Origin of the sequence: Chryseobacterium sp. CH21, assembly GCF_004119445.1 — a bacterium.
In the GTDB taxonomy this organism is placed as follows: Bacteria; Bacteroidota; Bacteroidia; order Flavobacteriales; family Weeksellaceae; genus Chryseobacterium.
Map to the genome: position 1 here is coordinate 27,553 of NZ_QICI01000067.1, position 15,942 is coordinate 43,494.

The 15,942-nt window shown below is 35.5% G+C and carries 15 protein-coding genes and 1 pseudogene; 8 read left to right on the forward strand and 8 right to left on the reverse strand.

Going from position 1 to position 15,942, the window contains the following annotated elements; all coding sequences use genetic code 11:
- Positions 1 to 151: 151 nt before the first annotated feature.
- Positions 152 to 1,333 carry a pseudouridine synthase gene (locus BOQ62_RS14200; protein WP_228414160.1) on the reverse strand — a complete coding sequence of 394 codons (1,182 nt, stop codon included), beginning with the start codon at positions 1,331 to 1,333 and terminating at the stop codon, positions 152 to 154.
- A 102-nt stretch (positions 1,334 to 1,435) separates the two neighbouring features.
- Between BOQ62_RS14200 and aroB the strand changes: the two genes are divergently transcribed.
- The 6 genes from aroB (at position 1,436) to BOQ62_RS14225 (ending at position 6,426) form a co-directional block, all read left to right on the forward strand.
- Positions 1,436 to 2,482, forward strand: a complete 1,047-nt coding sequence (aroB, locus tag BOQ62_RS14205; RefSeq protein WP_129040490.1) for a 3-dehydroquinate synthase — start codon at positions 1,436 to 1,438, stop codon at positions 2,480 to 2,482.
- A 276-nt stretch (positions 2,483 to 2,758) separates the two neighbouring features.
- A complete protein-coding gene (locus BOQ62_RS14210; RefSeq protein ID WP_129040492.1) occupies positions 2,759 to 3,394 on the forward strand; it encodes a porin family protein in 636 nt (211 codons plus the stop codon).
- Positions 3,395 to 3,596: 202 nt separating this feature from the next.
- Positions 3,597 to 4,181: a porin family protein gene (locus tag BOQ62_RS14215; protein WP_129040494.1), complete on the forward strand. Its 585-nt coding sequence runs from the start codon at positions 3,597 to 3,599 to the stop codon at positions 4,179 to 4,181.
- A 455-nt stretch (positions 4,182 to 4,636) separates the two neighbouring features.
- Positions 4,637 to 5,344 (forward strand): porin family protein, encoded by a 708-nt coding sequence (locus BOQ62_RS14220; RefSeq protein ID WP_129040496.1) that lies wholly within the window; start codon positions 4,637 to 4,639, stop codon positions 5,342 to 5,344.
- A gap of 363 nt (positions 5,345 to 5,707) precedes the next feature.
- On the forward strand, positions 5,708 to 5,908 hold the full coding sequence (locus tag BOQ62_RS23365; RefSeq protein ID WP_228414162.1) for a hypothetical protein: 201 nt from the start codon (positions 5,708 to 5,710) through the stop codon (positions 5,906 to 5,908).
- Entirely contained in the window at positions 5,842 to 6,426 is a 585-nt protein-coding gene (locus BOQ62_RS14225; protein WP_228414179.1) for a porin family protein, read from the forward strand. Before BOQ62_RS23365 ends, BOQ62_RS14225 begins: the two co-directional genes overlap by 67 nt.
- 106 nt (positions 6,427 to 6,532) lie before the next feature.
- Here the strand turns inward: BOQ62_RS14225 and BOQ62_RS14230 are convergent, their stop codons facing one another.
- The 7 genes and pseudogenes from BOQ62_RS14230 to BOQ62_RS14260 form a co-directional block, all read right to left on the reverse strand.
- Positions 6,533 to 7,480, reverse strand: a complete 948-nt coding sequence (locus tag BOQ62_RS14230; protein WP_129040498.1) for a glycerophosphodiester phosphodiesterase family protein — start codon at positions 7,478 to 7,480, stop codon at positions 6,533 to 6,535.
- A gap of 142 nt (positions 7,481 to 7,622) precedes the next feature.
- Positions 7,623 to 9,121: pseudogene (purF, locus tag BOQ62_RS14235) on the reverse strand (amidophosphoribosyltransferase).
- A gap of 66 nt (positions 9,122 to 9,187) precedes the next feature.
- Positions 9,188 to 9,547 (reverse strand): four helix bundle protein, encoded by a 360-nt coding sequence (locus BOQ62_RS14240; protein WP_129040500.1) that lies wholly within the window; start codon positions 9,545 to 9,547, stop codon positions 9,188 to 9,190.
- A gap of 35 nt (positions 9,548 to 9,582) precedes the next feature.
- The gene (gene purC, locus BOQ62_RS14245) at positions 9,583 to 10,305 is read right to left on the reverse strand and encodes a phosphoribosylaminoimidazolesuccinocarboxamide synthase (protein ID WP_129040502.1); all 723 of its coding nucleotides are present in this window, start codon (positions 10,303 to 10,305) and stop codon (positions 9,583 to 9,585) included.
- Between the two features lie 36 nt (positions 10,306 to 10,341).
- On the reverse strand, positions 10,342 to 11,037 hold the full coding sequence (locus tag BOQ62_RS14250) for a DUF3307 domain-containing protein (protein WP_129040505.1): 696 nt from the start codon (positions 11,035 to 11,037) through the stop codon (positions 10,342 to 10,344).
- Between the two features lie 2 nt (positions 11,038 to 11,039).
- Entirely contained in the window at positions 11,040 to 11,645 is a 606-nt protein-coding gene (locus BOQ62_RS14255) for a SatD family protein (RefSeq protein WP_129040507.1), read from the reverse strand.
- Between the two features lie 480 nt (positions 11,646 to 12,125).
- Complete coding sequence (locus BOQ62_RS14260; RefSeq protein WP_129040508.1) at positions 12,126 to 14,045, reverse strand: endonuclease; 1,920 nt, start codon at positions 14,043 to 14,045, stop codon at positions 12,126 to 12,128.
- Between the two features lie 191 nt (positions 14,046 to 14,236).
- Here BOQ62_RS14260 and BOQ62_RS14265 point away from each other — a divergent pair, with 191 nt between their 5' ends.
- Together BOQ62_RS14265 and BOQ62_RS14270 are read left to right on the forward strand one after the other, a co-directional pair.
- Positions 14,237 to 15,376, forward strand: a complete 1,140-nt coding sequence (locus BOQ62_RS14265) for an acyl-CoA dehydrogenase family protein (protein WP_129040510.1) — start codon at positions 14,237 to 14,239, stop codon at positions 15,374 to 15,376.
- Between the two features lie 24 nt (positions 15,377 to 15,400).
- Positions 15,401 to 15,898, forward strand: coding sequence for a DinB family protein (locus BOQ62_RS14270; protein WP_129040512.1), 498 nt, complete (start codon positions 15,401 to 15,403; stop codon positions 15,896 to 15,898).
- Positions 15,899 to 15,942: the final 44 nt, after the last annotated feature.

Here is a 15,942-nt window from a genome sequence, read left to right on the forward strand (position 1 = left end):
AATCGTCAGCTTATTTCAGGACGGGACATACAAAAAAAGCGTAGAAAATAATTCTGCGCTTTTTTGTTTTTTATCCTAAAATTCTTTTTGAAAAAATGATATAAGCTAGAACCCTGAATCTGTCATTCATAACTCATCATTTATCGTTATTTTAAAGCATTTTAAGGTTGTTTACTTCCAGTTCGCTAAGGATTCTCCAGTGTCCTCTCTTGATGTTCTTCTTCGTTAATCCAGCAAACATTACTCTGTCTAAAGATTCTACTTCGTATCCTAATCTTTGGAAAATTCTTCTGATAACACGGTTCCAACCGATATGAATCTCAATTCCAATCTCATTTTTAGGTTTCCCATCAATGTATGAAATCTGATCTACCACTGCTAACCCTTCATCAAGACGGATACCTTCACTTATAAGACGTAAATCTTCAGCAGTAAGTTTTTTATCCAGCGTTACATGATAAATCTTTTTAGCATCAAAAGATGGATGCGTTAATTTTTTAGTCATGTGTCCGTCATTCGTCAATAAAATAACCCCTGTTGTAGAACGGTCCAGTCTTCCAACCGGGAAAAGTCTGTAAGGTGAAGCATTCGCCACAAGATCCATTACAGTTTTTCTTGCTTTATCATCTTTTGTCGTAGAAATATAACCTTTTGGCTTATTCAAAAGTACATATACAGGTTTTTCAGGGGTAATACCTTGTCCGTCAAAAACTACTTTATCAGTTTTCTGTACCTGGTAACCCATTTCAGTCACCACCTGCCCGTTCACTTCCACTAATCCCTGAGTAATCAGTTCATCAGCTTCTCTTCTGCTGCAGATTCCTGAATTTGCGATATACTTATTAAGACGGATGCTGTCTTTATGAACGTCTTTTTCAATTTTACTCAGTCTTCTTTTCTGTACAAAAGATCTCGTTTTGTCATCATTTCTTTCATCGTCGTTAGAAGGTCTTCTTCCGTATTTCAGACTGCCTCTTTCATACTTATCTCTGGTATCGAAACTTTTTCCGCCTCTTTTAGGTTTTCCGAAAGATTTTTTCTCATAGCTCTCACTTTTGTTCGTGATATAAGCTTTTCTTTCAGATTTTGAACCTGATTCTTCGTTGGAATTTTCGAAACTGTCTGTATTTCTTTTGAAAGGTTTCTTTTCAAATCTTGAGTTGGATCCCTGATGTTCTGGGCCTTTTCTTCCCCCGTCTTTAGAAAACGGCTTCTTAAAAGACTTTGATCCTGAAGAATTTCCAGATCTGGAAGCACGAGAATCATCAGAACTTTTCTTGGTTGAAATTCTTGGTCTCTTTGGTCTGTCTGAATTATTATTATCTCTGCTCATTCTAAAAATTTCTGCAAAGATAGTAATTTAGTTACGAGTTAAAAATTAAGAATCATAACTTTGCACTATAGTTTACATTTTTAACTTTACATAATATAGAAGATGATAACAATATTAAACGATAATTTTTCTCAGCTCAATGAGTTTCTTCATGAAAAAACTTTCAGTAAAATTTTCATTCTGGTAGATGAAAACACTCATGAATACTGTCTTCCTATTCTTTTAGGAAATATGGAAACAGATCTTGGCTTTGAAATTTTGGAGATTGAAGCCGGAGAAGAAATGAAAAATATCCAGACTGCCAATCAGCTTTGGGAAATTCTTACGGAAATGCAGGCAGACAGAAAAGCACTCGTTATCAACCTTGGTGGCGGTGTAATTACGGATATGGGAGGATTTGTTGCATCTACCTATAAAAGAGGAATCCAGTTTATCAACATCCCCACTACCCTTTTATCCATGTGTGATGCCTCTATAGGAGGAAAAACGGGTATTGATCTGATGCATTATAAAAATATGGTAGGAACCTTCGCTTTTCCGGAACAGATCTTTATTTTCCCGAAATTTTTAGAAACATTACCTTTTAAAGAATTAAGAAGTGGATTCGCAGAAATGTTAAAACATGGTTTAATTGCTGATAAAAATCATTGGGATCAGTTGATTCAGATCCGTAAACTGGAAGTAGAAACCGTAATTCCTCATATTCAAACTTCTATGAATATAAAGCAAAATGTTGTAGACAAGGATTTTCATGAGCAGAATATCAGGAAAACCCTGAATTTCGGACACACAATTGGCCATGCTGTAGAGAGCTTATGTTTACAACAGGGAAATCCTATCCTTCATGGTGAAGCGGTTGCTATGGGAATGATTGCCGAAGCTCACCTTGCTTATCTTGAAAATCTTATTGTTGAGGAGGATGCGAAAGCTATCATTGAAAATGTTCAGAGATACTATCCTTACCTTGATATCAGCGATTTTAAAGATGAAGATATCACCGCACTATTGTTGAATGATAAAAAGAATACAGACAGTAAAATCAATTTCTCTCTCCTTTCCGGAATTGGTTCTTGTACATATGACCACCAAAGCAGCCAGGAAAATATCCTTGAATCACTCTCTTTTTATAGAAAACTGAATGATGCTTAATCATTTTTTGTTAAAAAATATTTATTTTAAATAAGGATTTTGACAAAATTGTCAATTTAGACCATATCTAAACAAATGTTTATTTAAAATCATAATAAACTGATAATCAATTTATTATTATAAAAATCACTTAAACACTAAGTGATTTTTTTATTGATTTTACTCATAAAAAATATTTTTGGCAAGCAATTTGAAAGATACTCTGCGTTCAACTGAAAATGCTGAACAGTAGTAAAATTTAAAATTAAGAAAGAGTAAAATTAAAAAATTAAAGTTATGAAAAAGTTAATTTTAGGATTAGCGTTAACTGCAGGAACATTCGCATTCGCTCAACAGACAGGAAACACATCTTCTAATCCGGTAACATTCGGGGTAAAAGGAGGGATGAACGTATCTTCACTTTCAAAGGATAGCGGTCTTGATGATCAGAAATCTAAAATAGGGTTTAATGCTGGAGTATTTGCAAACATTCCATTAGCAGCTTCATTCAGTGTTCAGCCGGAGGTACAGTACTCTCAATATGGTAACAAATCAAACTATACAATAGGAAACACAAAGTTTTCGGCTTCTACTAAGTTAGATTATATTACTGTACCTGTAATGTTCCAATACAACCTGATTCCTAATCTTTATGTGGAAGCAGGGCCGGAATTCGGTTTCATGGTAAGTGCTAAAAACAAGTTTAAAAACGAATCAAACGGACAGTCTAATACGACTGATAACTACAAAGACAATCTGAATACATTCAACTTTGGTATTGGTCTTGGTGCTGGATATTATTTCACTCCAAACTTAGGACTTACCGCAAGATATGTTGCAGGTTTAACAGATATAGCAAAAAACAGACCTAGCGGATCTGATGCTACAAGAAACAACCTATTCCAGGTAGGTTTAGCTTATAAATTTAAATAAGCTTATACATTCACTAACAAATTTTATATTCAATAGAAAAGATCAGATTAATTTTTTAATCTGGTCTTTTTTTATGTTAAAAAAATATTATCTCAGAAAAAGCTGATGAATAAAGAACCAGAAGTGATTTCCAACTTTGGCACACCGTTTGATTACTAATGAAATGTTAAATAAAACTTAAAAACTATTAAAATATAAACTTATGAAAAAGTTAATTTTAGGTCTTGCTTTAGTAGCAGGTACTTTCACTTTCGCTCAGAAGACTTCAACTTCTACTGCTTCATCTTCTCCAGTTAGATTTGGATTGAAAGCAGGTCTTAATATCTCAAATATTTCTAACAGTGACTTAAATTCAAAAGCTGGATTTTACGGTGGTGTTTTTGCCAACATTCCTGTAGCACAAGATTTCTCCGTACAACCTGAAGTATTATACAGTGGTTTAGGGGGTAAAGCTAAAGGTAACAGTAATGCAAAAATTAACATGGATTATATTGCGGTACCTGTAATGCTACAATACAACTTGATTCCTAATCTATATGTAGAAGCAGGACCTCAATTCGGTTTTCTAGTAAGCGCTAAAGCAAAAAGCAACGGTGTGTCTGGAGATATTAAAGACAATTTAAAAACTTTTGATTTCGGAATTGGTCTTGGAGCTGGATACTACTTCACACAAAATATCGGAGTGAATGTAAGATATACTGCCGGACTATCTGATGTTCCTAAAAACAATACTGATGATGCTTCTAGAAACGGAGTATTCCAGGTTGGTTTAGCTTATAAATTCTAAGAAATCGGTAAGCTTTCAAAAGCAGCCTTTCTAATCAATACAAAGCCGGATTAAATTTAATCCGGCTTTTTTATTTTAAAAATGTTTTTGGCAAGAAATTTGCGTATTGAGTAATGATTGTACTTTATTGCGGAAATTTCCAACTTATGGTTTCTGTTTTTACAATGAAATAGGCATTGATTCATCTGATAATCAAATGAATGTAATGCTAAAAATCTAACTATTACCATTATAAACTTTTTAACAGAACCCGCATTGAGTTGACTCATGTCTTACAATGCAAAGCAAATACTAAAAAGTATTTTGCTCCATAATTAGATACATTTTGATTTCAATAGAAAAAGTCAGGTTTATTAGTTTAAGCCTGACTTTTTCGCTTTACAGCATGACTTTTATCACTTCTCCCCTTTGTGGCAGATATTTTGCCGCAAAAAAGAAAATTTAAAACTTTAATCGTGAAAAGAATATTTCTAGGATTGGCATTAGCCGGATCATTTTTAATGAACGCTCAGGAAAAAGAGCAGCCAGCATCTTCAAAATCTCCTGTCAGATTTGGGGTAAAAGCAGGATTCAATGCATCTACATTTAGTGATAGCAACAATGAATACAGTGATTATAATGAAAAAGTAAAATTGGGTTCTCATGTTGGAATATTTGTCAATATTCCTGTTGCAGAAAAATTCAGTGTACAGCCTGAGCTTCTTTTTAGCCAAATGGGCTCTAAAACAGAAGAGAAATATACCTATGCATCTGTATCAGACGGTTATTTAATAAGACAGGAATTCAGCTATACAACCAATTTGAATTATCTTACTCTTCCTGTAATGGTTCAATATAAAATTCTTCCTCAGTTGTATGTAGAGGCAGGGCCGGAATTCGGGTATCTTTTAGGAGGAAAATCGAAAGGAGATCAAAAAACCGAAAATACGTTTGGAGGTACTACAACCTTTAGCAGTAATAGCTTTTCGAATAAAATTCCAATGGAACTTTACAAAAGATTCAATTTGGGGATAGGCATTGGCGCAGGGTATTATTTTACCCAAAATTTCGGAGTGACTGCAAGATTTACGGCGGGTATCACTGATCTTTTTAAGAACAATGATTATAACAATAAAGTAAGAAACAATGCGCTTCAGATTGGAGTTGCTTATCAATTTAAATAGAGATATTTATTATTTTCAAAATGGATGCCGGGCTGTAAAAAGTCTGGCATTTTTTATTCTTGCATCTAAAAATAATCTGAATGGTTCATTATTTGACTAAAATTGCTTTAATTTTTCCTCTTTTTCATCATTTAAATGATCAGCAATGATATTTTTTTGCATTGATTTTTTCACATAAATATAGAATATAACACTCTTTTTATTCATCAAAAAGGGAAAAATATTAAGAAAACACATTCTTCAAACCACGCGTAAAGCCCTTTAAATGAGCCTTTTTCGACTTTGGCAAGCAATTTGCAAAATAATTGAAGTCTGATTGAAAAATCATTTGACACACAAATAGTAAAATTAAAAAATAAAATTATGAAGAAGTTATTTTTAGGAATAGCATTAACTGCTGGTACGCTAGCTTTTGCTCAGGAAACAGAAACAAAGACAGAAACGAGAACAGTAAATGCATCACCACTAAAAAAGATGTTCAACCCGTTAGATTCGGGATCAAGGCAGGAGGAAACTCTGCTTATTTCAGTGAGCAGAAGTTTGGTATCAACAGCCAGCAAATAGGTTTCCACGCAGGTGCATTCGTTAATATTCCACTTTCAAGACAATTTAGCATCCAACCAGAGGTTTTGTATAACCAAATGGGGGCGAAAGATGTATTATCTTCTACGGAAACGGACAATGGAGTTACGAATGTAAAGACTAAAGTAGAAGGCAGAGTAAAGATGAACTACATTTCAGTTCCATTAATGGTTCAAATGAGACCTGTTGACAAGTTTTATATTGAAGCAGGACCTGAATTCAGTTATTTCATCAACGGAAAAACTAAAGGAGAAACAAGTGTAGCAAGTACTACAGGAGGTGTTACGACCACTACTACAAGTTCAAACACTGAAGATATCAACAAAGATCAGATCAACAGATTCAACTTTGGTTTAGGTCTTGGTTTAGGATACGATATCACTTCAAACATTGGTATCAGTGCAAGATATGTAAACAGTTTGACAAAAATTGAAAAGAGCAGACCTGCTCCTGAAAACAACAACAGAGTGTTTCAGTTAGGACTGAACTATAAATTCTAATCAGAAGAACCAATTTTTTAACCGAAGTGCATTAACCAGCACGTATAAAATAGCCGGAAGAGTTTCTTCCGGCTATTTATTTTAATAAGTACAATCATGGAGATAGTTATTCAAATATTCTCGGATCATCACTGATCACTCCATCTATTACCATCTCTTTTAATTCTTTTAATCTCTCTTTGTTGTTCACTGTCCAAGGGATTACTTTCACGCCTAATGAGTGGCATTCCTGCACTAATTGTGGTGTGACAAGACTATGTTCCGGGCTGTAAATGGTTGGGGTAAAGCTTAGGAATTTCATATCTCCTGCTACTCCATTTAGATGATTGGGATACATTTTGAATTTTTCCACAGGAATTTGTTTAAAATAAGCCTGCTGCTGAGCCAGTTTTTTATCATCTACCTTTTCAACCAGTAAAGCGGTCATGATTTTAGGATATTTTTTGTGAAGAATTTCCAGTGTTCTGGGATCAAAAGACTGGATAATAACCCTGTCCTGAATCTTTTTTTCTACAATAATTTTCATCATCAGATCTACAAATTCTTTCGGTTCCGGATGAAATATATGATCAGAAAAAGGACGGGTTTTCGTTTCTATATTATAAAAAGGCAGGGGTCTCTTCAATTCTTTGGCATACGCTTCACATGCATCTATTACATCTGAAAAGAGAGGTTTATGAACCTTTATTTTCTTTTGATCAGGATAGTGATCCAATTTTTTTAAACCTACATCAAATGTTTTAATCTTTGCGTAAGGCATTTCATAAATTTTATAATAAAATCCTGAATCTTTGGGAATATAGGTTCCGTCCGGTTTTGTGACCAATTCCGGGGAAAGAAAAGCATCGTGAGAAAGGATTACCTTTTTGTCTTTCGTGATGGCAAGATCCATTTCCAGGGTTGTAACATTCATTTTCAGGGCATTCTTCATGGCTGGAATTGTATTTTCAGGATAAAGAGATTTTCCTCCGCGGTGTGCCTCGTTATCAAAAGCCTGTGAAGAATAAAGCTGGGTAAATACCAGAAAAAAACCTGTAAAAAATGCATATTTCATATCCTGAAGTTTTAATTTAACAAAAATAAAACTCCATTATATATTGTATACTACAGAAATATTAAGCTTTTGCTACATTTATACAACAAAAGAGCCGGGTTATCAACCCGGCTCTTTTATTTTTATTATTTCAGTAAATAGATTAATTGAATAAATCTACCTCTTCTCCTTTTCCTACAGGATATTCTTCTGTAAAGCATCCGAAACAGTGATTAGCTGACCCTAAAATGTCTTTCAGGTTGTCTATGCTTAAAAATTCTAAGGAATCTACTCCCAGATAGTTTTTAAGTTCTTCTGTTGTCATATTGGCGGAGATCAGATCATCTTTAGACGGAGTATCAATTCCCAGATAACATGGAGCAATAATAGGTGGAGAAACACTTCTGAAGTGGATTTCTTTTACGCCTGCATCTTTTAGAATTTTAACCAGTCTTTTGGATGTAGTACCACGAACAATAGAGTCGTCAATGATCACTACTTTCTTGTCTTTCATCTCAGAGATGATCGGGTTCAGTTTAAGGTTCACTACCCTTTCTCTCATTTCCTGTGTAGGAACGATGAAACTTCTTCCGATATATCTGTTTTTGATCAAACCGGACGGAAAGGTATTCCTGAAGCTTTAGAGAAACCAATAGCAGCAGGAACTCCGGAATCCGGAACTCCGATCACTAAATCGGCTTCTACAGGAGCCTGTTCCCAGATTTTTTCACCAGATTTCTCTCTGATCTCATATACATTGATATTTTCTAATGTAGAGTCAGGTCTTGCAAAATAAATGTATTCAAAAGAACAGATTCTCTGCTTTCCTTTCGCTTCATCCATCATATAAGAATGAAGTTTTCCGGGTTCGTTTTCATTGGTATAAATGATCTCACCCGGAAGAATATCACGTACATATTGAGCTCCTACAGCATCCAGGGCTACAGATTCTGAAGCAACTACGTAAGATCTTTCATCGATAGCTCCTAACACCAATGGACGGATTCCGTTGAAATCTCTGAATGCAAAGAATTTATTTCTGGTCATCCCAACAACAGAATACGCTCCTTCGATCTTTTCCATGGTTGCTTTAATGGCACCACGAAGACCTAAATCAAGGTTTTTCTGGATCAGTCTCAGGATTACTTCAGAATCGGAGGTTGCTCTGAAAACTACGCCTTCAGCTTCTAATTCTGCTTTTAATTCTTTGGCATTGGTAAGGTTACCGTTGTGTGCTATAGAAAGTATAATCTGGTCATATTCGTTTTTCGCGAAAAATGGCTGGAAATTATATTTCTTTTTATCTCCTGCAGTGGTATAACGGGTATGACCAATTGCAGAATTTCCCATAAAAGTTTCAGGTTCCTGAATTTCTTTATAAACATCCAAAACAAGCCCTTCGTCTTTCATGTTGGTGATTCTTCCCTCTTTTAAAACGGAAATACCACAAGCCTCCTGGCCTCTGTGCTGCAATGCAAAAAGCCCGAACTGTGAAAGCGAGAAAGTATCCAGATCATTATCCGAATACAATCCGAAGATCCCACATTCTTCATTAGGAGCATCTAGTCTTTCCTCTTCCTGAGTTCTGAAAAGATTCCTTCCGTAAGTCTGGGTTTCAAACTGTTTTAAATATTCACTTTTATGAATGTCTAAACTTTTCATTTCTATTTTTTCTAATGATTAGAAGTTAGATATTAGATGTTAGAAATTAGTCTAAGTTAACTTCAATTATAATTTTAAACTTGCCTTTAATGAATAAATCATTTTTTGAATTTCAGCTAAAAGTTCTTTTAGTGGAGCTATTTTTATTTCAGAAATAAAGCTCAAATCAATCAATAACTGGAGCTGAGTTTGTAATTCATAGGTAGAACCAAACACAATTCCAAGAAATTGATAAAATTCGTTTTTATTATTCCTTCCTGCTCCTTCTGCAATATTAGACGGTATTGAAACAGCACATCTTCTGATCTGAGATTGTAGTCCGAATTTTTCTTCCATAGGTAATTCAGAAGAAATCAAATAAACTTCTTTCATTAAAGCCATTGATTTGTTCCAGACCTTCAAATCTTCTATTCGATGAGATTTCACACTAATTTCTAATATCTAACTTCTAATTTCTGAAATTATTTTACAAGTAAGTTCTTCAATCGGTTATAGATTTCAACATAAGCTTCAGTAACTTCTCCTAGGTCTCTTCTGAATCTGTCTTTATCTAATTTCTTCATGGTATCTTTATCCCAAAGTCTGCAGGTATCAGGAGAGATTTCGTCTGCTAAGATAATTTCACCATCTGAAGTTTTACCCAATTCGATTTTGAAATCTACCAGGATGATATTGATTTTGTCAAACAGGTCAATAAGGATTTCGTTGATGTCTGAAGTAAGCTCATACATTTCGTCAAGCTCTTCATAAGTAGCTGCTCCTAAGAAAACAGCATGGTGATCATTGATAAGCGGATCTCCCAATTCGTCTTTTTTGTAGCAGATATCGAAGATGGTTACCGGAGATTTAATTCCTTCTTCCACTCCTAATCTTTGTGCCATACTTCCGGCAGAATAGTTTCTTACCACCATTTCCAAAGGAATGATAGATACTTTTCTTACCAACTGCTCTCTTTCGTCCAATTGTTTGATGAAATGAGTTTTGATTCCTTTTTCATTTAAGTATTCAAAAATAAGGGTGGTGATTGCATTGTTCATTTCCCCCTTCAGGTCAACCTGACCTTTCTTTTGAGCGTTAAATGCTGTAGCATCGTCTTTGAAACGTACTACTACTTCATCAGGATTATCGGTAGCAAATACTTGTTTTGCTTTCCCCTCGTACAACATTTCTTTCTTTTGACTCATAATTTTACTTTCTAAATTGTAGTTAGATTTATTGATTTATTTTATTATTATTCCTGTTAAGACAGCCAGCCCAAAACTCAGCAGTGTACCTATTAATACATATTCTGTAAGCTTTCTCTGTTTTGCCTGTGCAAGGTCACTGAATCTGAAAACAGATTTGGCAGCTACCATGAAACCTACGCCTTCCCAGTGATTCACCATAATAAAAGTGAAAACCAGCAGACGTTCTAAAATTCCGATATATTTTCCGGCACTTGACAAAGATTCGGTTTGAATAGTGTTGGCGCCATCCGGAGCGGGTGTCCATGATGACAATAGGATTTTGATAAAAATAGAAGCCGGTGTTGTCAGAAACAATGCTGCCATGATTATCTTTAAAAATTCCTGATTCTGTAAAGACTCAAAACTGAATTCCTTGAAATAAAAAGAAACTCCGGCAATCACCAGAACATGCAGCAGCTGATCTATGAAAAACCATCTTTTTTTAGTCTTTACCTTCTGAAAGGTAAGTTTAACTGCATCAATAATAAAGTGAGTTACTCCCACCAAAACAGCCACCCACCAAAGTTGAATATCCCAAAGGAAAATAAGACTTAAAGCAGTGTGAATCAGAATATGAAAGTATAAAAACTTACTTTTTAGTTTATAGTTTTCTTTATCCGCAACCCATGAATTTGGCTGAAGTATAAAATCTCCAAGTAGATGTGCCAATATGAGTTTGATGAAGATCATGCCTATAGTTCTGAGATTTTTTTTCTGAAATACTGATTGGTCTCCACGATGAGCTCATAGTTGGCTCGCTTCAGTCTCTGGCTTACAGAAGACTGTGAAATAGCAAATCTCTTGGCAAGATCTTCCTGAGTGATATCCTGATTCATGATCATTTCATGAATGATCTCTGCAGTAGCCATTGTCCAGTTATCAAAATCTTTGGACGACCATTTCAACAGGATATTAAGATCTCTGTCCACAGGGTCACTCGATGTTTTAATTGCCACAGTATGGCCGTCATTTTTAATATCATTAAGGAGTCTTCCTGAATTGACATAGGCTGTCCCATTAGATTCCGTGATTTTCTCAGAAGAGAAACTTTCTTCACCGATACCTATGGCCATCCTTACATCTAAATTTTCCTGACTTTTAATAAGAGATTTTATGGCTAGAAAACGCCAGAAAACGTCATCAATCTTGCATTTGAACTGAAACTCATCTCCTCTGTAGATTTCCCATGTGTGAGGAGCGCTTCCCCATTTTTCGAGAAGATGTTTCAGCCTGGTAATCCAAACTTCAGTGTCCGCATGCTGTGAATTTATAATATCACCGGTAATGACCGCTATCATAGTGCAAATATAAGCATAATTACTTATAAATAAAAAATATAAGCAGAAACACTTATAGATATTGATTATTAGTGAATCAGCTTATATCAATTATTCAGTAAACATAAGGTTTTTAAGGCTTTAACAAAAGTCATAAAATTATAAAAAAGTAAAAAGTTGACCAATAATCTGTCATTACATTTACTTTAAGTCCACATTTCACTCTTTATTTTTAGTGAAGAAGCTTATTCCTGCTATCCGCTCATACTCCTCGTTCCTTCCTATTCCGGCTCTTTAACCCTCTAACTCTCCCACTTATACTCCGGGATAACCGCTTCTATCAGGGCTAAACAGTCATTGCGAGCAAATCTAAGCAACCTCTTGAATCATTTCTACACCATAAAAATAAACCTAACAGGTTTTAAAAACCTGTTAGGTCTGACTCGTTAAATCTTCGTAGAAAATAATCTTGACAGGTTTCAAAAACCTATCAAGGTTGGATTACTTTTTAATAAACTGATGAGCTTTCTCATCAAGCTTTAAGAAATATATACCTGTCGGAATTCCCTGTACTGAAATATTCTTTTTATACCTGAACGGATCCTTCTCCGTATAGATCACTTTTCCGGAAAGATCTATGATCTGGGCTGTTTTTACCTTCTCTGTTTCCCCGTTTACATAAAGATTGTCATAAACTGGATTTGGATAAATGGTGAATTCTTTGTTATCAGCAATCAGCTCTGTTGTAGATAACGTCCCACCCAGATTCTGACAGTAGTTGGACGGGTAAGAATCCCACTCTCCTATGCTGAATGTACTGGTTGGCTGATTGATAGTACTCTTTCTATACAAAGATACATTTCCGTTATTGTTGGTTATAAATTTAGTTCCGATAGCATCCACTGTTACCGTCTTATTATATGCAAGCTCTACATAATTTCCTCCTGTAAACGTCAGAGGATCAGAAGCCGTTACGAATTTTGCCTGAGCATTAGTATAACAAGACAAAGTAGATTTTGGATTTAAAATCACGAAAGTTTCATTATTTCCTACCCTGCCTTCCAGTTCATAGGTATCTCCGCTATAGATTGTTCCTGAAGAGTTATTTTTAAACTGAATATTGATTCTGTAATTATTTAGATTGACTTCATGCCCTGTTTTATTAACAATTTCAAGCGCATTATTCTTAATGGTATTGTCAATAGTATTGGTTCCTGATATATACTTTGTGATGATGAGATCTGGTGCATAAGAATCTGAAGCAATCGTAGAAGCTGTAACAGTATTACTAAACGGAGACTCAAGATATCCCTTATCAAAAGCTTTTACAGTAAAAGTATAAGATGTAGAGGGACTCAGGTGATCAATACTTATAGAAGTTCCCTTTGTAACGGCAACAGGTGTTGTTGAGCCATTCATATAAATCCTGTATCCTAATACATCAGCATCAGGAGAAGCTGTCCAGTTCAGATTAACGAAATAAGCATTCTGCTGTGTAGAAACAAGTGATCCTGGAGCAGCAGGAGCTACACTATCAGGAGTTTCAGACCAGATCATATCAATCCATTCAGGATGATCAATAAATGGGTTTCTGTTTTTTTGTATGGCATAGATCGCATTGTTTCTGTCGATTTCTCTTTGCGAAACAGGATCTGCAGTACTCCACTGCTTCAGCATAGCAATATAAGGAAGGTCAACCGCTCTTTCCTCCGTTCCGTCAAGCGGACATTGATCGTTTGCAGGTGTAATGTTTGAAGATGTACTGTAAGCTGTATTGAACGAACCTAGTTTTCCTTCGTATCTTACTGCAAAATACAATAAAGTTCTTGCTATATCACCTTTAAACTCATTAATAGGTTCATAAACCCTTCCGGTATAAGGATAATTGGGAATGGCAGCATTAGACATCCTTGAAGTATTGCTAAAGATATAGTGATTCGCGCTGTTTCCTATTCCGTAAGGATAATTATTTCTTAGTTGATTAATCCTTGCATCAGCGGGAATAATAAAATTCAGATCAGAATACATTGGATAATCACTTATTGACGAATTTGTACTGAAGGTACTCTGTGGCATCATATGCTCCCTGTTGTAGCCTAGTCCTTCAGCGCCTGCTGTACCTGTCATCTGATCTACTGTATATTCATAAGCATCCGGCCCTGAAGGGATCTCAGAATAAATATCCAAAAGATACTGGGTATTGGAGGCATCGTGGTCATAGTATTTGTCAAGATCAGTCTGACCATAATATCCCTTAAGATCGTCATAATGCCAGTTGATCATTTTCTCCGAAATAATATCGTGAAGTTTCGATTTCAGAGCATAGCCCGTCAATCCGGCTGTTCCATTATAATATCCGGCAGGTGCCTGCGCAGAAAAATAAGAGGAAATTAAAACAAGAGGAAATAGAATTTTTTTCATGCCTTAAAATTTGGGGGGACTAAAATAGTGAAATAAAAAATGCAAAAGACTGAAAGTTTTATTAAGAAAGTATTAATTTTCGAAATATAAAAAATTGAAAATTAAACGCATTACCCTTTAATGGTACGAATAAAATAATTTGTTTTAGCATTCCGTCAATTTGGTTATCTTTGGGAACTAACTATTATTATATGAATACAGAGACTATTGACAACATCAAAATGATTGCGGAGACGGCCAGAGAATTTGCAGAAAAGAACATCAGACCAAACATTATGGAATGGGATGAAAGCCAGACCTTTCCAAAAGACTTATTCCACCAGTTAGGTGAGATGGGTTTTATGGGAATTGTGGTTCCTGAACAGTATGGAGGTTCCGGCTTAGGGTATCATGAGTATGTTACTATTCTGGATGAAATTTCTCAGGTTGATCCATCTATTGGTCTTTCTGTAGCAGCACACAACTCTCTTTGCACCAACCATATCTACGAGTTCGGAAATGAAGAGCAAAGACACAAATGGCTTCCTCAGCTGGCTTCCGGAAAAGTAATCGGAGCTTGGGGGCTTACAGAACATAATACAGGTTCAGATTCAGGAGGTATGTCTACTACCGCTGTAAAAGATGGTGACGAATGGATCATCAACGGAGCTAAAAACTTTATTACTCACGCTATTTCAGGAGATATTGCTGTAGTAATGACAAGAACAGGAGAAATAGGTGCTAAGAACAACTCTACCGCTTTTGTTTTAGAAAAAGGAATGCCTGGATTCTCTTCAGGAAAAAAAGAAAATAAATTAGGAATGCGTGCATCCGAAACTGCGGAACTTATCTTTGATAATGTACGTGTACCGGATTCTCACCGTCTAGGAGAAGTAGGTGAAGGTTTCAAGCAGGCTATGAAAGTATTGGATGGTGGTAGAATTTCTATTGCTGCCCTAAGCTTAGGTACTGCAAGAGGAGCTTACAAAGCTGCTTTGAAATATGCAAAAGAAAGACATCAGTTTGGGAAACCAATTGCTGATTTCCAGGCGATCAACTTTATGTTAGCAGATATGGCTACAGAGATTGATGCCGCCGAACTTCTTATCCAAAGAGCTTCTACCCTGAAGAATGCAAAACAGAAAATGACAAAAGAAGGAGCTATGGCAAAACTGTATGCTTCTGAAGCTTGTGTGAGAATTTCCAACAATGCCGTTCAGATCTTCGGAGGATACGGTTATACAAAAGATTTCCCAGCTGAAAAGTTCTATAGAGACTCTAAGCTTTGTACTATTGGTGAAGGAACTTCTGAGATCCAGAGGCTGGTAATCGGAAGAGATATTACAAAATAAATGTAATTATTAAAACACATACAAATGATTAAACAAGCCTTATTAGGTGAGTTTCTGCATGAAGCAGAGAACACAAGAAAAATTTTAAAAGCAATTCCCGACAGTGCCTTACACTGGAAACCATCTGAAAAAAACTGGACAACAGGTCAGCTAGCTTCTCACATTGCAGAAGTTTATAATTGGTATGATTCCACTTTCAATCAGGATGTTTTTGACATGGGTACTTATCAGTATGACAAAGGTGATATTTCCCAAGCAGAAAATATCGTTGCCAAGTTTGAAGAAAATGTAGCGAAAGCTCAGAAAGTTCTTGAAAACTCTGATGAAAACGCTTATTTTAACGAATGGAAAATGGAAATGAACGGTAATGTACTTTTCCCTCCTATGCCAAAAGTTCAGGTAGTGAGAGCTTTTCTTTACAACCACCTGTACCATCACAGAGGGGAACTGGTTGTCTATTTAAGATCTACCGGAAATAAAGTTCCCGGACTGTATGGACCTACTGCTGATGATAATATGTAATTGAAATAGATATTATATCAAAACATAAGAATGACATATACTTC